Origin of the sequence: Streptomyces sp. NPDC015127 (assembly GCF_043080095.1) — a bacterium.
In the GTDB taxonomy this organism is placed as follows: Bacteria; Actinomycetota; Actinomycetes; order Streptomycetales; family Streptomycetaceae; genus Streptomyces.
Genome location: NZ_JBIBVE010000002.1, coordinates 618,653 through 641,746, shown reverse-complemented (window position 1 = coordinate 641,746; position 23,094 = coordinate 618,653). Strand labels below are relative to the sequence as shown.

Sequence of the window (23,094 nt, the reverse complement as noted above, 5' to 3'; positions counted from 1 at the left end):
CCCTCCCCCACTCCCCACAGAACGGTCTTATGTCATGGACGCATCACGCCTCAGCAGACGCTCCGTCCTCGCCGGTACCGCGGCCGCGGCCGCGCTCACCGCCGCCCCCTGGGGAACGGCGCGCGCCGCCGGGGCGCCGGCGGCGGATGCCGAGCCCTACCGCTGGCGCACCGTCGCGATCGGCGGCACCGGGTTCATCACGGGCGTCCTCTTCCATCCGGCCGTCCGCGGACTCGCCTACGCACGCACCGACATCGGCGGCGCCTACCGATGGGACGAGCGGCGGGCCAGGTGGGTCCCGCTCACCGACCATCTCGGCTGGGACGACTGGAACCTGCTCGGCGTCGAGGCAATGGCCGTCGACCCCTCGCACCCCGGACGCCTGTACCTGGCACTCGGCACCTACGCACAGCCGTGGGCCGGCAACGGAGCCGTGCTGCGCTCCGATGACCGGGGCGCGACCTGGTCCCGCGCCGACCTCGGCGTCAAGCTCGGCGCCAACGAGGACGGCCGCGGCACCGGCGAGAGGCTGCTGGTCGACCCGACGGACAGCGACACCCTCTGGCTGGGCACGCGCCACGACGGACTGCTCACCTCGGCCGACCGGGGCGCCACCTGGTACCGGGCGGACTTCCCCGCCGAGCCCAACGCCACCGGGCAGGGCATCACCTTCCTCACCACGGCCGGCCGCACCCTGTACGCCGGCTGGGGCGACGGAGGAACCGCCGCTCTGTACCGCACCACGCGCAGCGGCGCCTGGGAGCCCGTACCCGGTCAGCCCACCGGCGAATCCGCGAAGGTGCCGATCCACGCGGCGTACGACGCGGCGACGCGCGCCCTGTACGTCACCTACGCGAACGCCCCGGGGCCGAACGGCCAGACGAACGGCAGCGTGCACCGGCTGGACACCACGACCGGCACCTGGACCGACATCACCCCGGTCGAGCCGGGAGGCACCACGAGCGACGGCTCCCGGGACGCCTTCGGCTACGGCGGCCTCGCCGTCGACGCCCGAAGGCCCGGCACCCTGGTCGTCTCCACCAACAACCGCTGGGCCGCGATCGACACCCTCTTCCGCTCCACCGACGGCGGCCGCACCTGGACCTCCCTCAAGGACACGGCGGTCCTGGACGTCTCCGAGACGCCGTTCCTCAACTGGAGCGAGAAACAGCCCAAGTTCGGCTGGTGGATCCAGGCCCTCGCCATCGACCCGTACGACTCGCGGCACATCGTGTACGGCACCGGTGCGACCCTCTACGGCACCCGCGACCTGGTCCACTGGGCGCCGCAGATCAGGGGCCTGGAGGAGAGCTCCGTCCGTCAGCTGATCTCGCCGCCGGCCGGTGCGGCACATCTGATCAGCGGGCTCGGGGACATCGGCGTGATGTACCACGAGCGGCTGACGGCCTCCCCCTCCCGCGGCATGGCGTCGAACCCCGTCATGGGGTCGGCCACCGGTCTCGCCCAGGCCGCGCTCAGGCCCTCCTACGTGGTGCGCACCGGCTGGGGCGATCACGGCAACGGCGCGTACTCGAACGACGGCGGCCGGACCTGGGAGCCCTTCGCCGCCCAGCCCTCCCTCGCCGCCTCCGCACCGGGGCCGGTCGCCGCGAGCGCGGACGGCACGACCCTGCTGTGGTCGTTCGTCCACTGGGACGGGACCCGCCACCCCGCGCATCGCTCGACCGACAACGGCACCACCTGGACCGAGGTCCCCTCCTTCCCGAAGGGCGCCACACCGGTCGCCGACCCGGCCGATCCGGCGCTCTTCTACGCGTACGACACCGCTACGGGAACGCTCTGCGCGACCACGGACAGGGGCGCCTCCTTCGCGGCCCGTGCGACCGGACTGCCTGCCGGCGACCCCCAGTTCGAGATCGCTGCCGCGCCGGGCCGGACCGGTCACCTCTGGCTGTCGGCCAAGGGCCACGGCCTGTACCGCTCCACCGACGGCGGACGGACCTTCGCGAAGGTGGGCAGCTGCCACGCCTCGTACACCCTCGGTTTCGGCAGAGCGGCCGACGGCGCCGCCTACCCGGCCCTCTACCAGGTCGGCGCCGTCGGCGCGCTCACCGCCGTCCTGCGCTCCGACGACGAGGCGAAGACCTGGATCCGCATCAACGACGACGCCCACCAGTGGGGATGGACCGGGGAGACGATCACCGGCGACCCCCGCGTCCACGGCCGTGTCTATCTGGGCACCAACGGCCGCGGAATCCAGTACGGAGACCCCGCCTGATGCCCTCCCTCGACGACAGCACCCGCGGCCGCATCCTCTTCGGCGGCGACTACAACCCCGAGCAGTGGCCCGAGGAGGTGTGGCACGAGGACGTGCGCCTGATGCGCGAGGCAGGCGTCAACTCCGTCACGCTCGGCGTCTTCTCCTGGGCGAAGCTCGAACCGCGGCCTGGGGCACGCGAGTTCGCATGGCTCGACCGGCTGATGGATCTGATGCACGACAACGACATCGGCGTCGTCCTCGCCACCCCGACCGCGTCACCGCCCCCGTGGATGGGCCGCCTGCACCCCGAGACACTGCCCCGCGACGAGAACGGGCAGACGGTCTGGTGGGGCTCCCGCCAGCAGTTCTCCCACTCCAGTCCGGTCTACCGGCGCTACGCCGCCGCCCTCACCGAGGACCTCGCCGCCCGGTACTCCCGCCACCCCGCCCTCACGATGTGGCACATCAACAACGAGTACTGCACCTACGACTGGGGCGACGAGGCGGCCCGCGCCTTCCGCGACTGGCTGCGCAGGAGGTACGCCACGCTCGACGCGCTCAACGAAGCCTGGGGCACCGCCTTCTGGAGCCAGCAGTACGACTCCTGGAACGAGATCATCCCGCCCCGCCGGGCCCAGTACATGAAGAACCCCACCCAGGTTCTCGACTTCCGGCGCTTCACCTCCGACGCCCTGCTCGAGTGCTGCATCGCGGAACGGGACATCGTCGTCCGGCACACCCCGCACATCCCGGTGACCACCAATTTCATGCCGCTGTGGTCCGGCCAGGACGCCTGGACGTGGGCGGAGCACGAGGACGTCGTCTCGGTCGACATCTATCCGGACCCCAAGGACCCGCTCGCCGGCCAGTACAACGCCATGATCGGCGACATGACCCGCAGCCAGGCGCGCGGGCCGTGGGTGCTCATGGAGCAGGCGGCCGGCCCGGTCAACTGGCGCGGCGTCAACCACCCCAAGCCGCGGGGCCTGAACCGCCTGCTGTCCCTCCAGTCCGTCGCGCACGGCGCCGACGGCATCTGCTACTTCCAGTGGCGGCAGTCCCGGCAGGGCGCGGAGAAGTTCCACTCCGGGATGGTGTCGCACGCGGGCGAACACGGCCGCACGTACCAGGAGGTCAGGCAGCTCGGCGCCGAACTCGCCCTGCTGGGACCACGCGCCACGGGCACGCACACCTCCGCCGAGGTGGGCATCCTGCACGACTGGGACTCCTGGTGGGCCGGCGAGCAGGACGGCCGCGTCTCCTCCCGGGTCCGCTACGAGGACGTGGTGCGGGCCTGGCACCGTGCCGTGTGGGAGTCGGGCACGGCGGTGGATTTCGCCCGCCCCGAGGGCGAGTTGGGCCGGTTCAAGCTGGTCCTCGCCCCCCACCTGTATCTGCTCACCGACGCGGCGGTCGACAACCTCCTCGCGTACGTCCGCGGCGGCGGCACACTCGTCTGCGGCTTCCACACCGGGGTGGCCGACGAGGACGACCGGGTACGGGCGGGCGGGATGGACGCGCGGCTGCGGGATCTGTTCGGCATCCGTACGGTCCACGAGTGGTGGCCGCTGGACGAGGGCGACACCGTGGAGTGCGGCGCGTTCCGCGGCATGCTCTGGTCCGAGGAGATCGACGCCGCTCCGGGGGCCGACGTGGTCGCCGCCTACCGGGGCGGTGAACTCGACGGGAGGCCGGCCGTGCTGCGCAAGGACCGCGCCTGGTACGTCTCGACACTGCCGGAACCCGAGGCACTGCGGGACCTGCTGTCCGAGGTGGCGGCCGACGCGGGGGTCCGGCCGGTGCTCGACGGCGTGCCCGCGGGTGTCGAAGCGGTCCGCCGCGGCGACCTGCTCTTCGTCCTCAACCACGGTCGCGACCCGGTCGAGGTGAAGGTGCCCGGCACCCACCGCGACCTGCTCACCGGCGCCCGCATCGCCGGCGCCCTGGAGCTGGGCCGCTACGGCGTGGCGGTGCTCGACGCCGTGACCTGAACGCTCCCGCCCCCGTGCCCCGCCGGGGCACGGGTCCCCCACAGAAGGGATCCACCATGGCACGTCGCACTCTGCCCGGCTTCCTCCTCGCCCCCGCTCTGGCCTTCGGCGCCGTTCTCGGCCTCGCCCCGGCCCCCGCCCAGGCAGCCGTCTGGAGCTCCTGCGACCGGTGGGGCAACACCGGCCTCAACGGGTACACGCTCTACAACAACATCTGGGGCTCCGGGGCAGGCGCCCAGTGCATCTGGGCCAACTCCGGTACCAACTGGGGCGTGTGGGCCGACCACCCGGCCACCAGCGGCATCAAGTCGTACCCCAACGCCAAGAAGGTGATCGGGAAGCCGATCGGCTCCCTCTCCTCGCTCTCCAGCAGCTACAACGTCTCGGTCCCGTCGTCCGGCGACTACAACACGTCGTACGACATCTGGGACACCGACTACGACTACGAGATCATGCTGTGGGTCAACCACCACGGGAACGTGGGCGCGCTCGGCAGCTACCAGGGCAACGCCACCCTCGGGGGCCACACGTGGGCCGTGTACAAGGGCAACAACGGCTCCAACGAGGTCTTCTCGTTCCTGCGCACGTCGGACTCGTCGTCGGGCACGGTGAACATCCTGCCGATCCTGAAGTGGATCAAGGACACCAAGGGCTGGATGGGCAACGAGACGATCGGTGACGTCCAGTTCGGCTACGAGATCAGCGGAGCCCCCGGCGGGCTGGACTTCGTCACCAACCGTCTGACCGTGTCGGGCAGCTGACGCGAGGCGCAGGGCAACCGATGCGGGGGGCCGTGGCGACCAGGACGTACCACTGTCCCCAACCGATGAGGTTCCGATGCCCGCAGCCCCCCGCATCCTCCGCCGTCTCCCCCACCGTCACTGCCACCGCCTGCGCGGCCGCCGGGGCCGGCTCACGGCGGGCGTGCTTGCCGCCGCCCTGACCGGATCCGGCGGCGCACTGACCGTGCATGATCTCGCGGGTGCCACCGAGACGATCAGTGCGCCCGTCAACCATGCGGCCGGGGCCCTGGCGGCGGCACGGGTGGCGGAGAAACTGGACCGCGGCCTGGTCGCGGTCCCTGCGACCGGCGGTGTGCTGGTCACTTGGCGGATGCTCGGTGACGATCCCGAGGACGTGTCCTTCAGGCTGTACCGCTCGGGCACCCTCGTCGAGGAGACGCGGAAGACCAACTTCCTGGACGCCGGCGGCTCCGCCGGCGCCACCTACGAGATACGTGCCGTGGTCGGCGGGGCCGAGCAGCGGGGCGAGAACGCGGGCGTGTGGGGTTCGGGCCGTCTTGACATCCCGCTCAGCAAGCCCGCGGGCGGCAGGACCCGTGACGGCGTCGCCTACACCTATGCCGCCAACGACGCCTCCGCCGCCGACCTGGACGGCGACGGGCAGTACGAACTGGTGCTCAAATGGGTGCCGTCCAACGCCACCGACGTCGCCAATTCCGGCACCTGCACCGGGCCGACGGTCTACGACGCGTACGAGCTGAGCGGGAAGCGGCTGTGGCGCGTCGACCTGGGCACCAACGTGCGCAGCGGCTCGCACTACGACTCGTTCCAGGTGTACGACTACGACGGCGACGGCAAGGCCGAGCTGGCCGTCCGCACCTCCGACGGCTCCAAGGACTCCGCGGGCACCGTCATCGGCGACCCGAACGCCTCGCACCTCGCGGACAACTGCGCGGTCCTGTCCGGGCCCGAGTTCCTGTCCGTCTTCGACGGGCAGACCGGCAGGGTGATGGACTCCGTCCCGTTCGAGCCCGCGCGCGGCAAGGTCTCGGACTGGGGCGACACCTGGGGCAACCGCGAGGGACGGCTGCTGTCGGCGACCGCGTACCTCAGCGGCTCCCGGCCCAGCATGGTGTTCACCCGCGGCATCTACGAGCGGGTGGCCCTGGCGGCATACGACTGGAACGGCCGTGACCTGACCCGGCGCTGGACGTTCGACTCCCGTTCCTCGACCAACGCGGGCAAGGGCTACGACCGGCAGGGCAATCACAACCTCGCGGTCGCCGACGTCGACGGCGACGGCAGGGACGAGGTCGTGTACGGCGCCATGGCCGTGGACGACAACGGCACCGGCCTGTGGACCACCCGGCTGGGGCACGGGGACGCGCTGCACGTCGGCGATCTGAACCCGGCGCGCCCGGGGCTCGAGTCCTTCAATGTGCACGAGCACACGGACGCGGCATACGGCTATGAGATGCACGACGCGAGGACCGGAGAGATCCTGTGGGGCAGCAGGACCGGCACCGACGTCGGGCGCGGTATCTGCGCCGACCTGACGCGCAGTCATGCGGGTGCCGAGTGCTGGTCCAGCGGCGGGGGCCTCTACACGGCCGGCGGTACGAAGATCAGTGACAGCGTGCCGTCCTTCGGCGGCGGTGCCTCGTACAACTCGGCGATCTGGTGGGACGGCGACGCCCACCGCGAGCTTCTGGACCACCGCTGGTCGGGCACGGCGGGGTCCGGATACGGCCAGGTCCTCAAGTACGACGGCGACAGCGAGCTCACCCGCATCTGGTCGGACACCGAGGCCCGCTCCAACAACTGGACCAAGGGCAACCCGGCACTCTCCGCCGATCTCCTGGGCGACTGGCGCGAGGAGATGCTCTGGCGCAACGCGGACTCGACAGCGCTGCGGCTGTACACGACCCCGCATCCGACCGAGTACCGGCTGCCGACCCTGATGCACGACCCGGTCTACCGGCTCGGCATCGCGTGGCAGAACACCGGCTACAACCAGCCGCCGCAGGTCGGTTACTACCTCGGCACCAAGTAGCCACGGCGGGCGGGTCAGACGGGGGCGGGGCCCGTGCTGGCCCGCACGGTCAGCTCCGGGGCGAGCAGTTCGACGCAGTCCCTGCCACGCCCCTCCAGCGCGGTCACGGTGAGTTCGACGGCCTGCCGCCCCATCTCCTGCGCGGGTATGGACACCGAGGTGAGCCGTACGGAGGCCTGGAGCGCCACCTGGTCGGGGCAGATCGCCACCACCGAGACGTCCTCGGGGACCGCGCGGCCCTGCTGGCGCAGCAGGCCGAGCAGCGGCTCGACGGCCGACTCGTTCTGCACCACGAACCCGGTGGTGGCGGGGCGCTCGTCGAAGATCCGGGCGAGTGTGGACGCCATCGCCCCGTAACCGCCTTCGCACGGCCGGTGCAGCAGCCGCACTCCCAGCTCGCGCGCCTTGGCGCGCAGACCGTCCAGGGTGCGCTCGGCGAAGCCGGTGTGCCGCTCGTAGACCGCCGGCGCCTCGCCGATGACAGCGATGTCACGGTGGCCGAGGCCGGCCAGATGCGCGACGCACAGCGCACCCGTCGCCGTGAAGTCGAGGTCCACGCAGGTCAGTCCGGTGGTGTCCGAGGGAAGGCCGATCAGAACGGCGGGCTGGCCGCTCCCGCGGAGCAGCGGCAGCCGCTCGTCGTCGAGCTCGACGTCCATGAGGATCATGGCGTCGGCGAGACCGCTGCCCGTGACGCGCCGGACGGCCGCCGGGCCCTCCTCACCGGTGAGCAGCAGCACGTCGTACCCGTGCGTCCGCGCCGTGGTGGTGACGGCGACGGCGATCTCCGTCATCACCGGGACGTACATGTCCGTGCGCAGGGGCATCATCAGGGCGATGATGTTGGACCTGCTGCTCGCCAGGGCGCGCGCGCCCGCGTTGGGGTGGTATCCGAGCTCCGCGATGCTGCGCTCGACCCGCTCACGGGTACCGGAGGAGATCGACCGCTTGCCACTGAGGACGTAACTCACCGTGCTGGCCGATACTCCGGCATGCTTGGCTACCTCGGCGAGGGTGACCATTCAGCTCTCCCGGACTTGGCGGCGAAACGCTTCGACGAGCACTGCGGGTACGTACACCTGCAGAAGACGGTCCGACCCTAAAGGGCCGCGGGCGGTATGTCCAGAGGTCTGTCGAAGCGCTTCGACAGACCTCTGGACGGTCCTCTGCCTCACGATGTCACACGCCGCCGGACGTCCGTCGAGGCGTCCGTCGAGGCGTCCGTCGCCGTGGACCGCGGGCCGTGGTGCGGGTTTGCGCCTGCTTCAGCGGCTTGCGGACGGCATGTCGTCCGGAGGCGGCAGCTCGCCGGAGCGCGCGACCCGCGCGTACCAGCGCGCACTGGACTTCGGGGTGCGCACCTGCGTCTCGTAGTCGACGTGGACCATGCCGAACCGCTTCTCGTAGCCGTAGGCCCACTCGAAGTTGTCCATCAGGGACCACAGGAAGTAGCCCCGCACATCGGCGCCGTCCCGCACCGCGCGGTGCACCGCCTCCAGATGGGCGTGCACATAGGCGATGCGGTCCGGGTCGTGCACGGTGCCGTCGGGCGCGGTCCCGTCCTCGTACGCCGCGCCGTTCTCGGTGATCAGCAGCGGCAGGCCCGGGTAGTCCCCGGACAGGCGCATCAGCAGGTCGTACAGGCCGGACGGGTCGACCGCCCAGCCCATCGCCGTCCGCCCACCCGGCGGCTGGTGGAAGGCGACGTCCTCCGCACCCGGCCAGGGCGAGTACGCACTGGCGCCGTGGCCGTCGTTGCGTGGGACGTCGTCGCCGTCGCGCACCGCCGACACGAGGGTGGGCGTGTAGTAGTTGACGCCCAGCGAGTCCAGCGGCCGGCAGATCGCCTCGAGGTCGCCGGGCCGGACGAACGACCAGTCGGTGAGCCGGGCGGTGTCCTCCAGCAGGTCCTGCGGATAGGCGCCGTCCAGCATGGGGCCGAGCCAGATCCGGTTGCCCACCGCGTCGATCCTGCGCACGGCCTCCAGGTCGTCGGCGGCGCCCGTGAGCGGCCGTGCCTGGTGCAGGTTGAGCGAGACCGACACCTGGGCGTCCGCGGGCAGTGCGGCCCGCAGTGCCTGGACGGCCAGGCCGTGTCCGAGGTTGAGGTGGTGGGCGGCTCGCAGGGCGGCGACGGGCTCCGTGCGCCCGGGGGCGTGGACACCGGAGCCGTAGCCGAGGAAGGCGCTGCACCACGGCTCGTTGAGAGTGGTCCAGCGCGGGACGCGGTCGCCGAGCGCGTCGGCCACGATCTCGGCGTACTCGGCGAACCGCTCGGCGGTCGCGCGGTGCGGCCAGCCGCCAGCGGTCTCCAGCTCCTGCGGCAGGTCCCAGTGGTAGAGCGTGAGGACGGGGGTGATGCCCGCGGCGAGCAGCTCGTCGGTCAGTGCCCGGTAGAAGTCGAGGCCCTTCTGGACGGCCGGGCCGCGGCCGGTCGGCTGCACGCGCGACCACGACACCGAGAAGCGGTACGCCGTGAGTCCGAGGTCAGCCATCATCCGGACGTCGTCGCGGAACCGGTGGTAGTGGTCGACCGCAACATCGCCGGTCTGGCCCTGGAACACCTTCCCGGGTGTGCGGCAGAAGGTGTCCCAGATCGACGGGGTGCGGCCGTCCTCGGCCGCCGCCCCCTCGATCTGATACGCGGCGGTGGCGGCGCCCCAGAGGAAGCCGGGCGGGAAGTGGCGGGCCGCGGTGAGCGGCCGGGCGTCGGACGCAGTCATACGGGAGCGCTCCCAAGTCGAAGAAGTAGGAGAAGACGGAGAAAGGCGAGTGGAGTTCGTGGGCTTCCCAGGGGAAGGGCGGACAACGGGCCGCCGGCGGTCAGCTCTTGACCGCACCCGAGGTGATGCCGCCCACGATGTGCTTGCCCAGCAGGGCGAAGACCAGCAGCAGCGGAACGGTGGATATCAGGGCACCGGTCAGCACGATCGCCTGGTCGACGGTGTGGTTGCCCGAGCCGAGGCCGGCGAGCGCCACCTGGAGCGTCGGGTTGCCGTCCGGCGTGAGCGCGATGAACGGCCAGAAGAAGTCGTTCCACGCCTGGACGAAGACGAGCATGCCCAGCACGGCCATGGCGGGCCTGGCGACCGGGAAGACGACATGCCAGATGACGCGCAGACTGTGGGCGCCGTCCATCCGCGCCGCCTCGACCAGTTCCACCGGCAGCGCCTCCAGCAGGTACTGGCGCATGAAGAACACCCCGAAGGCGGCGACCAGCGAGGGCAGTACGACCGACTGCAACTGGTCCACCCATCCCAGATCGGTGATGATCCGGTACAGCGGGATCACACTGAGCTGCGGCGGAACGGTCATGGTCGCGACCACCGTCGCCAGCAGTGCGTTGCGGCCCCTGAACGGCAGTTTGGCGAAGGCGAAGCCGGCCAGCGTGGAGAAGACCACGGTGGACAGCGCCACCAGACCGGCCACCACCGTGGTGTTGACCAGCGCCTCGCCCATGTCCACCTGGTTCCAGGCGAACGTGAGGTTGTCGAAGAGGCGCGGACCCGGCAGCAGCGGCGCCGGGGCCTCGACCACGCGCTCACCGGTGTGCGAGGCGGCGACGAGGTTCCAGTACAGCGGGAAGAGGGAGACGAGGGCGGCGAGTCCGAGCAGGACGTAGGTGAACGGCCCCGCGTGCTGCTGGCGCCCCGCCTTCTGCCTGATGCTCATGCGGTCCTCCGCTCGCCGTTGCGGTCGCGGTTGAGGCGGGCCAGAAGCAGGCGGACCGCGCCGATCAGCAGCAGGAGCAGCAGCATCACCCACGCGATGGCGGACGCCTGGCCGAGCGCCCCGGTCATCCAGCCCTTCTCGTACATCAGCAGACTCAGAGTCTGGAACTGGTTGCCGCTGCCACCGCTGACCCCGAGGCTGCCGCCGAACAGCATCGGCTCGCCGAACAGCTGCGTGGCGCCGATGGTGGACACGACGACGGTGAACAGGATCGTCGGCCGGATGGACGGAATCGTCACGCTGACGAACTGCCGCCAGCGCGACGCCCCGTCGAGCGAGGCCGCCTCGTACAGGTCCTGCGGCACGGCCTGCATCGCGGCGAGGTAGATCAGCGCGTTGTAGCCGGTCCACCGCCAGATGACGATCACGGAGATCGCGATCTGTGCGGGCCACTTGGACGACTCCCAGTCGACCGGGTCGAATCCGACCCAGCCGAGGACGGTGTTGATCAGCCCGTAGTCACTGTTGAACAGCTGGGCGAAGACGAGCGTCGCGGCGGCGATCGACGTGGCGTACGGAGCCAGCACCGCGACCCGGAAGAACCCTCGGCCGCGCAGCTTGTAGTTGAGCAGGTGGGCCAGGCCCAGCGCCATCAGCAGCTGCGGGACGGTGGAGATGACGCCGATGGTGAACGTGTTGGCCAGCGCGTTCCAGAAGAAGTCGCTGTCCAGCAGTCCCGTGTAGTTCTCGAAGCCGCGCCATTGTGCCTCCCCGCCCAGCTCCACCCGGTGGAGGGACAGCCAGCCCGTGTAGATCAGCGGGAAGAGCCCGAACGCGGCGAAGCACAGGAAGAAGGGGGCGATGAACGCGTACGGAGCCGCCTTGAGGTCCCATCGGTAGAGCCGGCTGGGCCGGCTGCCGCGGACCTGCACGGCGGGGGGCGGCGGCGGTGTGGGCGGCGGGGTGCCGTCGGCCGCCGCACGGACGGAGGTGGCCACGAGGGCGTCCTTCCAGGTCGGTCGGGTCGGTGGTGGCGGATGGCCGCCCGGCGGGGGAGCGCCGGGCGGCCGTGCGCCTGGCCGGCTACGGGTCGATCTTGTCGTCGACGAGCTTCTTCACGTTCTCCCACGCCGTGTCCGGTGCGGTGCCGCGCTGCTCGATGTCGAGGATGCCGTTGTCGGTGAGGAAGGTCTTGACCTGGCCGTCGTAGCGGCTGACCGGTGCGGGCGAGATGCCGGCGGCGGCCTGCGAGTAGATCCTGCCGACGGGGGTGTCGCCGAAGTACGGAAGCGTGGCGTTCTGGACGGCGGCCGACGTCAGGGTGTCCTTGGTGGAGGGAATGTTGCCGTTCACCCCGAAGACCTTGGCGTGCTGCTCGGGGGCGGTCAGCCAGGCGGCGAGCTTGGCGGCCTCCTCGGCGTGCTTGCCGGCCTTCGGGACCGCGAGGAAGGAGCCGCCCCAGTTGCCCGCCTCGGGCGGGGCGGCGATGTCCCACTTGCCCTGGTTGGCCGGCCCGGCCTGGTCCTTGATGATGCCGGTCATCCAGCTCGGGCAGGCGACCGTGGCGAACTTCGCGTTCTTGAAGCCGGCGTTCCAGGTGCCCTTCTCGTCGAACTGGCGGTACTTGGCGGTGATCCCGCTCTGCGCGGCCTCGACCGCGAGGTCCCATGCCTTCTTCACACCGGGGCTGTTCTCGTAGTCGAGTTCGCCCTCGTCGTTGGCGTACTGCTGCGGCTGGCTGGACAGGACGGCGTTGAACAGGCCGCTCGCCGAGTCGTGGAAGGCGGTCCCGGCCGGGGCGCTCTTCTGGTACTCCTTGCCGGTGGCGACGAACTTGGACCAGTCGCCCTCCCACAGCTTGGCGACCTCCGCGCGGTCGGTGGGCAGCTCGGCCTTGGCGAAGAGGTCCTTGTTGTAGCAGACGGCCATGGGGCCGATGTCGGTGCCGAGGCCGATGACGGCGCCGTCGGGTGTCGTCGCCTGCTTGATCTTCCAGTCGAGGAAGGCGGCCGTGTCGGCGCCGCCGGTCTTGGACAGGTCGACCCACTTGTTGCCCATGGTGGGGCCGGTGGCCTCGGCGATGTAGCCGACCTCGATGGCCTGGATGTCGGCGAGGCCGCTGTTGCGGGAGAGGCGCAGCTTCAGCGTGTCCCAGTACTTCTGACCGTCGGCCACGTTCGACTCGACGATCTTGATGTGGGGGTTGAGCTTCTCGTACTCGGCGTAGAGCTTGGCGCCCTTCTCGTTGTCGTAGCCGAAGGAACCGAAGGTTCCGATGCGCAGGGTGATCTGCTCGCCGCCGGCCGTCCCGCCGGAACCGCTGCCGTCACTGCTGCAGCCGGTGACCAGGACCGCGCCGGCCGCGAGTGCCGCGACGACCGCGACCGCGGGGCTGCGGCGTCCGCCTGTACTGCTGCGCATTCTTCTGCGCGTTCTGCTGGAAGTGCGCATTCCACTCTCCTCGTCCAGGGGGTGCTGTTGTGCGCCATTGAGGTCCGGGTCGGCTTCAGCGGCTCGGCTGCCGGATCGGACGGCGGTGCATCCGTGGGAGCGCTCCCACTGCCTTCTTGCCCGGAAGGTTGCTGCCTCACGGGTGCAAGTGTCAAGAGATGAATACGAATTGGCAGATCGCGGGAGCCGGCGACGGGAACCGCCGTCAGCTCCTGAACGAGCGAGGTGGCGGACGGCGCACCTTTCCCTTACTGTGGGAGCGCTCCCATGAGGTCGGGCCACCCGGCCCGCTGGCGGCGGCGGAGGGGCACCCTCTAGGTTGACCACCTCATCCGATGTACGACGTTCGACGGGAGGGCCGATGGCGGTGAGCGGACGGCAGACCGGCAGGCCCACGCTGGAGGAGGTCGCGGCGAGGGCGGGGGTCGGCCGCGGCACCGTGTCCCGGGTGATCAACGGCTCTCCGCGGGTCAGCGACCGCGCGAAGGCAGCGGTCGGCCAGGCCATCGCCGAACTGGGGTACGTCCCCAACCGTGCCGCCCGCGCCCTGGCCGGCGCCCGCACGGACGCCGTCGCCCTGGTGATCCCGGAGACCGAGGCACGGCTGTTCGCCGAGCCGTACTTCCTCGACATCATCCGCGGTGTCAGTGCTGAACTGGCCGACGCCGACATGCAGTTGCTGCTGACCCTGATCCGGTCGAGCAAGGAACGGCAGCGGTTCGAGCAGTACCTCGCCGCCCAGCGCGTGGACGGCGTGCTGCTGGTCTCCGTGCACGGTGACGACCCGCTGCCCGACGTCGTCGAGGAATTGCGGCTGCCGGCCGTCCTCAACGGCCGGCGCTCCGAGGACGAGCCCGTGGCCTACGTCGACTCCGACAACGTGGGGGCGGGCCGGTCGGCCGTGGACCACCTGACCGGGCGGGGCCGCCGCAGGATCGCCACCATCACGGGTCCGCTCGACATGTACGCGGCGCGCTGCCGCCTCGACGGCTACCGCCAGGGCATCGAGGCCGCGGGCCTCCCGGCGGACGAACGGCTCGTCGCGACCGCGGACTTCACCGAGGAGGGCGGCCGTCGCGCCATGCGCGATCTGCTGGCCCGTTGTCCGGACCTGGACGCCGTCTTCGCGGCCTCGGACGTGATGGCGGCGGGCGCGCGGGGCGTCCTGCGCGAGGCGGGCCGCCGCGTCCCCGACGACGTGGCGCTCATCGGCGTGGACGACTCGGCGACGGCCCGTCACATGGATCCCGCCCTCACGAGCGTGCGGCAGCCGATCGAGGAGATGGGCCGCAGGATGGCCCGCCTCCTGCTCCAGGAGATCGCCGGCGCGACGGCCCACCCGCGCCGGCTGGTGCTCCCGACGGAACTGGTGGTCCGCGACTCGACCTGACCCGCGACCCGCGACCGGCCGACGGCGCCCCTCCCCCGCCGCGGTGGCCCGCTCGCACAAACGCGCCCCCGCCCCCGGCAGGCTGCCGGGGGCGGGGGTGTCAGCTTCGGGTCACAGCGCCGGATGCGCGTTCTTCATCAGTTCCTGGAACTGGGCGGAGAACCAGTGGCCCGAGAGCGGGGCGTTCGGGAGGGCGCCCGACATGTTGTTGTTGTTGCGCGGGTTGCCCGTGTACGTGGGGTCGCACATGCGGTCGAAGCCCTTGCCCTCGTTGTTCGGGATCTCGCGGCTCGACCCGTCGGACTCGCCCGGGGGCTTCATCCAGACGTAGGCGTCGATGCCGGCCGCCGGGGCCGCCTTCGGGCGTTCGCCGAGGCCGGCGCCCGACTGGTTGCACCAGTTGCCCAGGTGGATGCGCCGGTCGTAGCGGCCGCCGTCGACGTACGTGTCGACGTTCGTCCGCGCTCCGGGCGCGGTCGGGCGGGCTGTGCCGCCCCAGCCGTTGCGGGAGGTGTCGATCAGCATGCCGAGGTTGGCGTCGAAGCCGAGTGAGACGAGCTTGGCGCGCATGGCCTGGGCGTACGACAGTTCGTCGGTGTAGCGGTTCCAGTCGACCCACTTGGACTGGCGCACCGACACCCCGTTCACCGCGTCGTCGATGGTGAAGTGGTCCTCCTTCAGCGCGCTGTAGTTGGCGGTGTTGACGATGAAGCCGTGGACCTTGCCGAGTGTGGAGCCCTCGGCGGTGGCGGCCTGCTTGAAGAGTTCCGCGGAGGCCCCGAAGTTGTCGTCCCAGCCGAGCCAGCCGTGGTGGCCCGCGTCGACATAGTTGTAGACGTTGGAGATCGCGCCCAGCTTGTTCAGCGCGTATCCGACGCCCTTGACGTAGTTGCCGTTCGCCTTCATGACATCGCAGTTGGGCGTGGCGGTCGGACGTGGTGTGGTGTTGGTGACCAGGTTGGGCAGGGAGTCGATCTCCACCGTGGTGACGATGCGCAGGCCCGCGTACTTGGCGTCGGCGAGGATCGCCGCGATCGGGTCGATGTACTGGGTCCTGTACCTGTCGATCTCGGTGGGGCCCAGTTCGCCGTTGGAGGCGAGTGCGGCGCAGTCGCGGCCCGGCAGGTTGTAGATCACCAGCTGGACGACGAGTTCGCCGGTGCCCTTCTGGCGCAGCGCCTCGTCGAGGTGGGCGCGCAGACCCATGCCGCCGTTCACGCCCGCGATGGCGGCGGTGCGGTCCAGCCAGACGCCGGTCGGCTGGTTGGAGATGCGGGTGCCGCCCGGTTCGGCGGCGGCCTTGGCGGACCATTCGGGGTTCACGTACACCTTGGCGCCCGCGTAGGGGTTGTCGACCCGGCTGCCGGCGGGCGGATCGGTCGGGTCCGGCGGGTCCGTGGGGCCGCCCGGGCCGGCGTTGCAGGTGACGCCGTTCAGCTTGAACGTCGTCGGCACGGCGTTGGTGCCGCTGTACGAGGCGTTGAAACCGAAGGAGGTGGAGCCGCCGGTGGCCAGCGTGCCGTTGTACGAGACGTTCTTCGCGGTGACGGCGGCGCCGGACTGGGTGACGGTGGCGTTCCAGCCCTGGGTGACGCGCTGGTTGCCGGCGTAGGTCCACTCCAGGGTCCAGGAGCTGACCGGGTCACCGGTGTTGGTGAGGGTGACGTTGGCTCCGAAGCCGGTGTTCCACTGGTTGGTGACCTTGTAGTCGACGGTGCAGCCGGGGGCGGCGGCGCCTGCCGTGCCGGTCAGTGCGGTGGCGGTGGCGCCGGTCGCCGCGATCAGGGCGGTGGCCGCCAGGAGCGCGGTGCGGCGGCGGGAGGGGGGTGTGGTGGTGCGGCTCATGTTCCCGGTGTGCCTCTCAGTCGAGGGCGCGCAGATGGTCGCGCAGCCCGATGCCGAATGCGGTGGGAGTGCCGTCGTAGTTGCTGATCAGGGCCGGTCCCGAGGAGCAGTCCCAGGTGTTCCAGGTCCAGCCCAGGTAGGACAGGCCGCGGTCGTCGAACCACTTCATGACGCGGTCGACGAAGCCGTGACTGCAGGTGTTCTCGCCGATCTCACCGGCCACGAGCGGTACGCGGGCGGCGACCGGCGCGAGGGTGGAGTCCCAGCACGCCTCGTGGGAGCAGGTGTTGAAGTTGTAGACGTGCCAGGCGGCGGCCAGATTGCCGGCCGGGTCGGTCGGCGCGTACGTCAGCCACTGGCTCAGGTCGTTGGAGTACGCGATCCCTGGGATCAGGACGAGGTTGCGGGCTCCTGTCGCCCGTACCGCGTCCAGGAGGTCCTGCATGCCGGCGACCTCGTAGCCGATGCCGGGGCAGGTGCCGCCGTCGCGCCAGCAGGTCCATGCCTGCGCGGCGGTGGAGGTGGCGCGGTCCGGGTACGGCTCGTTGAACAGGTCGAGGACCACGCGCCGGTCGTCCTTGAAGGTGTTGGCCACCGAGGTCCAGAAGTCCGGGGTGTACCGGGCGTTGGGCATCGGCTTCTGGCAGCTCGCGTGGATGTCGGAGCAGCCGGCGGAGTTGCCGGTGTACTGGCCCCAGCTCCAGTGCAGTTCGACGACCGGGGTCATGCCGTGGGCCTCGACCCGGCGTACGAGATCCTTCACGGCGTTGATGTAGTTCGCCCCCCGGTACTCGGGTTTGATGTTCTCGAGGCCCAGCCAGCACTCCTCGTTCAGCGGGATGCGTACGGTGTCGGCGTTCCAGTCCGCGATGGCCTTGACGGACGCGTCGTCGACCGGGCCGTCGAAGATGCCGTGGCCCTGGACGCACATGAACTCGCCGCCGGAGCGGTTGACGCCCAGCATCCGGCGGGTGGCGCCGTTCTCGTCGACCAGCTTGTTGCCGGAGACGGTGAGCACGGGCGGCCCGTCGACCGGGACCGGCGGGTCGGGCGGGTCCGGCGGATCGGTCGGACCGCCCGGGTCCGCGTTGCACACCGTGCCGTTGAGGGTGAAGGCGGCCGGAGCCGGGTTGGTGCCCGACCACGAGGCGATGAACCCGGCCGTGACGCTCACGCCCGTGGCGAGCGCGCCGTTCCAGCTCTCGTTGGCGGCGGTGACCGACGCCGCGGTCTGGGACCACTTCGCGCCCCAGCCCTGGGTGAGCTTCTGGCCGCCCGTGAAGTCGAAGCCCAGGCGCCAGCCTTGGAGTGCCGGGCCGTTGTTGGTGACGGTGACCGAGCCCTGGAAGCCGCCGGTCCACTGGTTGACGGTGCTGTACTCGACCGTGCACACGGGGGCGACGGCAGCGGCCGTCGCCGCGGATGCCGGGACGAGTGCGCCGCTCACCGTTGCCAGGGCCGCTGCGGCGGCGAGCAGCGCGCTTAAGCGCGGGGGGTGTCGCATGAGCGACTCCTTGCAGCTCGGGCGCGTGCCTGACGACGCGCCGACTGGAATGGAACCGCTCCCACTGGTGCAGCAGACCGTAGCGGCAAGCCCTGTCAAGGAACAGAGGGGCCGTCAAATTTCTCTGTCGATTTTCTTCGACTCTTCAAGCACCTTGACCGCCCGGACACCTCTCCGCATAGTGGGAGCGCTCCCACTGGTTCAAGGCTTGTGCTCACAGCTTGTGCTCACCCCCACCCTTCCGAGCCGCCGAGGAGAAACAAGCGATGCCACCAGGACCAAGACGGTTATGGACCGCGCTGGCCGCCGTCGTATCCCTCCCCCTCGCGATGACCGCCGCCGCCGGCGCCGCCCCCGCCCAGGCCGCTGCCGCCGCTGTGCAGTGCAGCGTCGACTACAAGACCACCAACGACTGGGGCTCCGGCTTCACCGCCGAGCTCACCCTCACCAACCGGGGCGCCGACCCCCTCGACGGATGGACGGTCACCTACGAGCAGTCGGGCGACCAGAAGGTCACCAACGGCTGGAACGGCACCTGGACCCAGACCGGCCGGACGGTCACCGTCCGCAACGCCGCATGGAACAAGACCGTCGCCGCGGGCGCCGCCGTCACGGCCGGTGCCCAGTTCACCTACACCGGCACCAACCCGGCGCCCGCCGCAGCCTCGTTCGCCGTCAACGGCACCCCCTGCACCGGCGCCCACCAGCCACCCGTCGCCGTGCTGACCAGCCCGGCCGCGGGCGCGGTCTTCACCAGCGGAGACCCGGTCCCGATGGCCGCCACCGCCGCGGCCGCCGACGGCGCCACCATCAGCAAGGTCGAGTTCTACAGCGACACGACCCTGCTCGGTACGGACACCACATCGCCCTACGCGTTCAGCGCGCAGAATCTCGCCGCCGGCGCCCACTCCCTCTACGCCAAGGCCTACGACAGCCAGGGCGCCGCCGCCGAGTCGGCGCCCGTGGGCATCACGGTCGCCGCAGGCCCGGCGCTGGTCGCCACGCCCGCCCAGCTCGGCGTGCGCCAGGGCACGACCGGCACGTTCGACCTGAAGCTCTCCACCCAGCCGTCCGCCGACGTCACGGTGAACCTGACCCGCACCTCGGGCAACACGAACCTCACCGCGACCCCGGCCTCCCTCACCTTCACCCCCTCGAACTGGAACACCGCCCGGAAGGTGACCGTCACCGCGGCCGCCACCGGCACCGGTTCGGCCGTCTTCACCGCGACCGCACCCGGCCACACCAAGGCCGAGGTCACCGTGACGCAGCTGGCGGCCGACTCCACGTACGATGCCCGCTTCCTCGACCTGCACGGGAAGATCACGAACCCGGCCAACGGCTACTTCTCGCCCGAGGGAATCCCGTACCACTCGGTCGAGACCCTCGTCGTCGAGGCGCCGGACCACGGGCACGAGACGACCTCGGAGGCGTACAGCTACCTGATCTGGCTCCAGGCCATGTACGGGAAGATCACCGGCGATTGGAGCAAGTTCAACGGTGCGTGGGACACCATGGAGAAGTTCATGATCCCCACCCACGCCGACCAGCCCACGAACGCGTCCTACAACGCGTCCAAGCCGGCCACCTACGCCCCCGAGCACGACCTGCCGTCCCAGTACCCCGCGCGCCTCGACTCCGGCGTCGCGGCCGGCGCCGATCCGATCGCCGGCGAGCTGAAGAGCGCGTACGGCACGGAAGACATCTACGGCATGCACTGGCTCCAGGACGTCGACAACGTCTACGGGTACGGCAACGAGCCGGGGAAGTGCTCCGCCGGACCCACGGCGCAGGGCCCCTCGTACATCAACACCTTCCAGCGGGGTCCCCAGGAGTCCGTCTGGGAGACCGTCCCCCACCCCACCTGCGACAACTTCGGCTACGGCGGCAGGAACGGCTACCTCGACCTGTTCACCGGGGACGCCTCCTATGCCAGGCAGTGGAAGTTCACCAACGCCCCCGACGCCGACGCCCGCGCCGTCCAGGCCGCGTACTGGGCCGACATCTGGGCCAAGCAGCAGGGCAAGGGCGGCCAGGTCACCGCGACCGTCACCAAGGCCGCCAAGATGGGCGACTACCTGCGCTACTCGATGTTCGACAAGTACTTCAAGCGGGTCGGCAACTGCGTCGGGCCGACCGCCTGCCCCGCCGGGACCGGCAAGAACAGCGCGCACTACCTGATGAGTTGGTACTACGCCTGGGGCGGCGCCACCGACACCAGCGCCGGCTGGTCCTGGCGCATCGGCTCCAGCCACGCCCACGGCGGCTACCAGAACCCGCTCGCCGCCTACGCGCTCAGCGAGTACGCCCCGCTGAAGCCCAAGTCGGCCACGGGGCAGCAGGACTGGGGGACCAGCCTGGACCGGCAGCTGGAGTTCTACCGCTGGCTCCAGTCGTCCGAGGGTGCCATCGCGGGCGGCGCCACCAACAGCTGGCAGGGACGGTACGCGACCCCGCCCAGCGGCACGCCCACGTTCCATGGCATGTACTACGACGAGAAGCCGGTCTACCACGACCCGGCGTCCAACCAGTGGTTCGGCTTCCAGGCGTGGTCCATGGAGCGGGTCGCCGAGTACTACCACCAGACCGGGGACGCGGCCGCCAGGACCGTCCTCGACAAGTGGGTCGACTGGGCCCTGTCGAAGACCACCGTCAACCCCGACGGCACCTACCGCATCCCGTCCACCCTCCAGTGGTCCGGCAGGCCCGACACCTGGAACCCGTCGAGCCCCGGCGCCAACACCGGGCTGCACGTCACCGTCGCGGACTACACCGACGACGTGGGCGTGGCCGCCGCGTACGCCAAGACCCTGACGTACTACGGGGCCAGGTCGGGAGACGCGGACGCCAAGCGGGTCGCCAAGGCGCTCCTCGACGGCATGTGGGCCCACCACCAGGACCCGCTGGGCATCGCGGTGCCCGAGACACGCGCCGACTACAACCGCTTCGACGACCCCGTGTACGTCCCGAGCGGCTGGACCGGGGTCATGCCCAACGGTGACGCCGTCGACAGCGCGTCGACCTTCGCCTCGATCCGCTCCTTCTACCAGGACGACCCCGCCTGGCCGAAGGTCGAGGCATACCTCAAGGGCGGCGCCGCGCCCGTCTTCACCTACCACCGGTTCTGGGCGCAGGCGGACATCGCCCTGGCCATGGGCTCGTACGCGGAACTCCTCGAATAGCCCCGCGTGGCTCCGCGTACGTCACAGCCGGGAGGGCCGCTGTTCGTGGCCCTCCCGGCTCATTCGCGTGACGGCAGGAGCGGTGCGAGACACCCCCTAGGGGGTCGTGACCGCCGGCCGCGGTGCCGGGCGCATCCCGGCGCCGATGGGGAAGCTCGGGTGCGGGGGCTGGTTGTAGGCGGTGTTCTGCCAGGCCAGGGCCGTGCGGTACATGGTGTCGTGCAGCAGGGTCGTGATGCGGGTGTTCGTCGTGTGCGGTGTCGAATAGATCCGCAGGGCCCGGTTGTCCGCCGTGCGCCAGACGACCTCCTCGCGCCAGTCGCCGAGGATGTCGCCGGAGAGCGCGGGGGTGGACTTGGTGCCGTTGTTCGACGCGACCGATGCGCCGGTCAGCACCCGGGTCTCCCCGCCCGTGCCGTACTTGTCGATACGGGTGCCGTCCAGCAGCTCGCGGGTGGTGTCACCGTCCCACCAGCTGACGAAGTTGATGCTGGAGGGCTTGCGGCCGAGCGAGGCCCCGGTGGGTGAGCGGAGCGAGCCGTCGGCCGCCGACCAGGACTCGGCTCCCGGCGAGCCCGCGTGGATGTCGGCGGAGACGCCGCGGCCGTTGTCGGCTCCCGACGCCGTCTGCCACAGGATCTGTCCGGTCCGGGCGTCGGCCATCCACGAGGCGGGTTTGGAGCGGTCCTCCGACACCTTGAAGTACTCCAGGCCCGCCCGGGCCGGGTCGAGGTCGCCGACGTGCCCGGCGTCGCCGTGGCCGAGCCGCGTCGTCCACAGGCCGTGTCCGTTGTCGTCGACGGTCATCGCGCCGTAGACGATCTCGTCCCTGCCGTCGCCGTCCACGTCCGCGACGGACAGGCTGTGGTTGCCCTGGCCGTCGTACCCCTTGCCCACGTTCGTCGACGAGTTGGTGTCGAAGGTCCACCGGCGTGTGAACCGCCCGTCGCGCCAGTCCCAGGCCGCGATCACCGACCGCGTGTAGTACCCGCGCGCCATGACGAGCGAGGGCCTGGCCCCGTCGAGGTACGCGGTCCCGGCGAGGAACCGGTCGACCCGGTTGCCGTAGCTGTCGCCCCAGGACGCCACATTGCCGCGCGCCGGTACGTAGTCCACGGTGCCCATCGCGGCGCCGGTGCGGCCGTTGAACATGGTGAGGTACTCGGGTCCGGCGAGCACGTAGCCGGCGCTGTTGCGGTGGTCCGCCGATCCGTTGCCGATGACCCTGCCCGCGCCGTCGACGGTTCCGTCGGCCGTCTTCACGGCCACCTCGGCCCGGCCGTCGCCGTCGTAGTCGTACACCTGGAACTGCGTGTAGTGGGCCCCGGAGCGGATGTTGCGCCCCAGGTCGATCCGCCACAGCCGGGTGCCGTCCAGGGTGACGCCGTCGAGGACGGTGTTGCCGGTGTAGCCGGACTGCGAGTTGTCCTTGGCGTTGGTGGGCTGCCACTTCAGGACGAAGTCGAGGTCGCCGTCACCGTCGAGGTCGCCCACGGACGCGTCGTTCGCCTCGTACGTGTACGACACGCCGTCCGGCGTCCGCCCGCCGGCCGGCGGGGAGATCGGCACGTCCTTGTAGCCGGTGCGGAACTGGACGGCGTGGACGGAGTCGCCCTGCTCGACGCCGCCGACGACCGCGCGGACGGTGTAGTCCGCGTGGGCGGGCGCGCCGGAGTGGAAGAAGTCGGTGGTCCGGGTGAGGGGCGCGGTGTTCACTTTCGTGCCGGCCCGGTAGACGTTGAAGGCCACGTCGTCCGGGTCGGTGGCGAGCCAGCGCCAGCTGACGAGATTGCCGGTGCCGGTGTGGACGCTGACCACGCCTCGGTCCAGCCTCTCCACCTGTCGGGCGGCAGCCGCCTGCGAGGTGCCGGGGAGGGCGAGAAGCCCGGCGGCGCCGAGCGTGCCCGCGGCGAGGGCGGCGAGCAGCAGGCGGGCAGGGGCACGTCTGCGCGGGGGTAGCGAGCTGTGCACGGGGTCCTCCTGTGGGGAAGGTAGGGGATTCCGTACGTCAGTCGCCGCTGCCCGCGCAGACGTTGCCGGTC

At 70.8% G+C, this 23,094-nt stretch carries 14 protein-coding genes; 6 read left to right on the top strand and 8 right to left on the bottom strand.

Translation table 11 applies throughout. From position 1 onward, the window contains the following. Nucleotides 1-34 precede the first annotated feature (34 nt). From ACF08N_RS06150 to ACF08N_RS06135, 4 genes are all read left to right on the top strand, one after another. The gene (locus ACF08N_RS06150; RefSeq protein ID WP_392323398.1) at nucleotides 35-2,239 is read left to right on the top strand and encodes a 1,4-beta-glucanase; all 2,205 of its coding nucleotides are present in this window, start codon (nucleotides 35-37) and stop codon (nucleotides 2,237-2,239) included. Next, nucleotides 2,239-4,212: a beta-galactosidase gene (locus tag ACF08N_RS06145; protein ID WP_392323397.1), complete on the top strand. Its 1,974-nt coding sequence runs from the start codon at nucleotides 2,239-2,241 to the stop codon at nucleotides 4,210-4,212. The genes ACF08N_RS06150 and ACF08N_RS06145 overlap by 1 nt, the downstream gene beginning before the upstream one ends. 56 nt (nucleotides 4,213-4,268) lie before the next feature. Then, entirely contained in the window at nucleotides 4,269-4,973 is a 705-nt protein-coding gene (locus tag ACF08N_RS06140) for a hypothetical protein (protein WP_392323396.1), read from the top strand. A gap of 76 nt (nucleotides 4,974-5,049) precedes the next feature. Continuing rightward, a complete protein-coding gene (locus tag ACF08N_RS06135; protein ID WP_392323395.1) occupies nucleotides 5,050-7,008 on the top strand; it encodes a rhamnogalacturonan lyase in 1,959 nt (652 codons plus the stop codon). A gap of 14 nt (nucleotides 7,009-7,022) precedes the next feature. Here ACF08N_RS06135 and ACF08N_RS06130 read toward each other — a convergent pair whose 3' ends face one another. The 5 genes from ACF08N_RS06130 to ACF08N_RS06110 form a co-directional block, all read right to left on the bottom strand. Further along, nucleotides 7,023-8,030, bottom strand: coding sequence for a LacI family DNA-binding transcriptional regulator (locus ACF08N_RS06130; RefSeq protein ID WP_392323394.1), 1,008 nt, complete (start codon nucleotides 8,028-8,030; stop codon nucleotides 7,023-7,025). Between the two features lie 243 nt (nucleotides 8,031-8,273). After that, complete coding sequence (locus ACF08N_RS06125; protein WP_392323393.1) at nucleotides 8,274-9,731, bottom strand: GH1 family beta-glucosidase; 1,458 nt, start codon at nucleotides 9,729-9,731, stop codon at nucleotides 8,274-8,276. 100 nt (nucleotides 9,732-9,831) lie between these two features. Further along, nucleotides 9,832-10,680: a carbohydrate ABC transporter permease gene (locus ACF08N_RS06120; RefSeq protein WP_392323392.1), complete on the bottom strand. Its 849-nt coding sequence runs from the start codon at nucleotides 10,678-10,680 to the stop codon at nucleotides 9,832-9,834. Further along, nucleotides 10,677-11,678 (bottom strand): carbohydrate ABC transporter permease, encoded by a 1,002-nt coding sequence (locus ACF08N_RS06115; RefSeq protein ID WP_392323391.1) that lies wholly within the window; start codon nucleotides 11,676-11,678, stop codon nucleotides 10,677-10,679. The genes ACF08N_RS06120 and ACF08N_RS06115 overlap by 4 nt, the downstream gene beginning before the upstream one ends. Before the next feature lie 85 nt (nucleotides 11,679-11,763). Then, nucleotides 11,764-13,101: an ABC transporter substrate-binding protein gene (locus ACF08N_RS06110; RefSeq protein ID WP_392323390.1), complete on the bottom strand. Its 1,338-nt coding sequence runs from the start codon at nucleotides 13,099-13,101 to the stop codon at nucleotides 11,764-11,766. 391 nt (nucleotides 13,102-13,492) lie between these two features. Between ACF08N_RS06110 and ACF08N_RS06105 the strand changes: the two genes are divergently transcribed. Beyond that, entirely contained in the window at nucleotides 13,493-14,521 is a 1,029-nt protein-coding gene (locus ACF08N_RS06105) for a LacI family DNA-binding transcriptional regulator (protein WP_392323389.1), read from the top strand. Between the two features lie 111 nt (nucleotides 14,522-14,632). Here the strand turns inward: ACF08N_RS06105 and ACF08N_RS06100 are convergent, their stop codons facing one another. Together ACF08N_RS06100 and ACF08N_RS06095 are read right to left on the bottom strand one after the other, a co-directional pair. Further along, nucleotides 14,633-16,366 (bottom strand): glycoside hydrolase family 6 protein, encoded by a 1,734-nt coding sequence (locus ACF08N_RS06100; protein WP_392323388.1) that lies wholly within the window; start codon nucleotides 16,364-16,366, stop codon nucleotides 14,633-14,635. A gap of 16 nt (nucleotides 16,367-16,382) precedes the next feature. Continuing rightward, the gene (locus ACF08N_RS06095) at nucleotides 16,383-17,870 is read right to left on the bottom strand and encodes a cellulase family glycosylhydrolase (RefSeq protein WP_392323387.1); all 1,488 of its coding nucleotides are present in this window, start codon (nucleotides 17,868-17,870) and stop codon (nucleotides 16,383-16,385) included. Between the two features lie 266 nt (nucleotides 17,871-18,136). Between ACF08N_RS06095 and ACF08N_RS06090 the strand changes: the two genes are divergently transcribed. Further along, nucleotides 18,137-21,052 (top strand): glycoside hydrolase family 48 protein, encoded by a 2,916-nt coding sequence (locus ACF08N_RS06090; RefSeq protein WP_392323386.1) that lies wholly within the window; start codon nucleotides 18,137-18,139, stop codon nucleotides 21,050-21,052. 96 nt (nucleotides 21,053-21,148) lie between these two features. Here ACF08N_RS06090 and ACF08N_RS06085 read toward each other — a convergent pair whose 3' ends face one another. After that, on the bottom strand, nucleotides 21,149-23,023 hold the full coding sequence (locus tag ACF08N_RS06085; protein WP_392323385.1) for a rhamnogalacturonan lyase: 1,875 nt from the start codon (nucleotides 23,021-23,023) through the stop codon (nucleotides 21,149-21,151). Between the last annotated feature and the right edge of the window lie 71 nt (nucleotides 23,024-23,094).

What these genes read in the sequence shown, in the direction of transcription:
- ACF08N_RS06150 (WP_392323398.1), top strand. Translation starts at nt 35, where the DNA reads ATGGACGCATCACGCCTCAGCAGACGCTCCGTCCTCGCCGGTACCGCG.
- ACF08N_RS06145 (WP_392323397.1), top strand. Translation starts at nt 2,239, where the DNA reads ATGCCCTCCCTCGACGACAGCACCCGCGGCCGCATCCTCTTCGGCGGC.
- ACF08N_RS06140 (WP_392323396.1), top strand. Translation starts at nt 4,269, where the DNA reads ATGGCACGTCGCACTCTGCCCGGCTTCCTCCTCGCCCCCGCTCTGGCC.
- ACF08N_RS06135 (WP_392323395.1), top strand. Translation starts at nt 5,050, where the DNA reads ATGCCCGCAGCCCCCCGCATCCTCCGCCGTCTCCCCCACCGTCACTGC.
- ACF08N_RS06130 (WP_392323394.1), bottom strand. Translation starts at nt 8,030, where the DNA reads ATGGTCACCCTCGCCGAGGTAGCCAAGCATGCCGGAGTATCGGCCAGC.
- ACF08N_RS06125 (WP_392323393.1), bottom strand. Translation starts at nt 9,731, where the DNA reads ATGACTGCGTCCGACGCCCGGCCGCTCACCGCGGCCCGCCACTTCCCG.
- ACF08N_RS06120 (WP_392323392.1), bottom strand. Translation starts at nt 10,680, where the DNA reads ATGAGCATCAGGCAGAAGGCGGGGCGCCAGCAGCACGCGGGGCCGTTC.
- ACF08N_RS06110 (WP_392323390.1), bottom strand. Translation starts at nt 13,101, where the DNA reads ATGCGCAGCAGTACAGGCGGACGCCGCAGCCCCGCGGTCGCGGTCGTC.
- ACF08N_RS06105 (WP_392323389.1), top strand. Translation starts at nt 13,493, where the DNA reads ATGGCGGTGAGCGGACGGCAGACCGGCAGGCCCACGCTGGAGGAGGTC.
- ACF08N_RS06100 (WP_392323388.1), bottom strand. Translation starts at nt 16,366, where the DNA reads ATGAGCCGCACCACCACACCCCCCTCCCGCCGCCGCACCGCGCTCCTG.
- ACF08N_RS06095 (WP_392323387.1), bottom strand. Translation starts at nt 17,870, where the DNA reads ATGCGACACCCCCCGCGCTTAAGCGCGCTGCTCGCCGCCGCAGCGGCC.
- ACF08N_RS06090 (WP_392323386.1), top strand. Translation starts at nt 18,137, where the DNA reads ATGCCACCAGGACCAAGACGGTTATGGACCGCGCTGGCCGCCGTCGTA.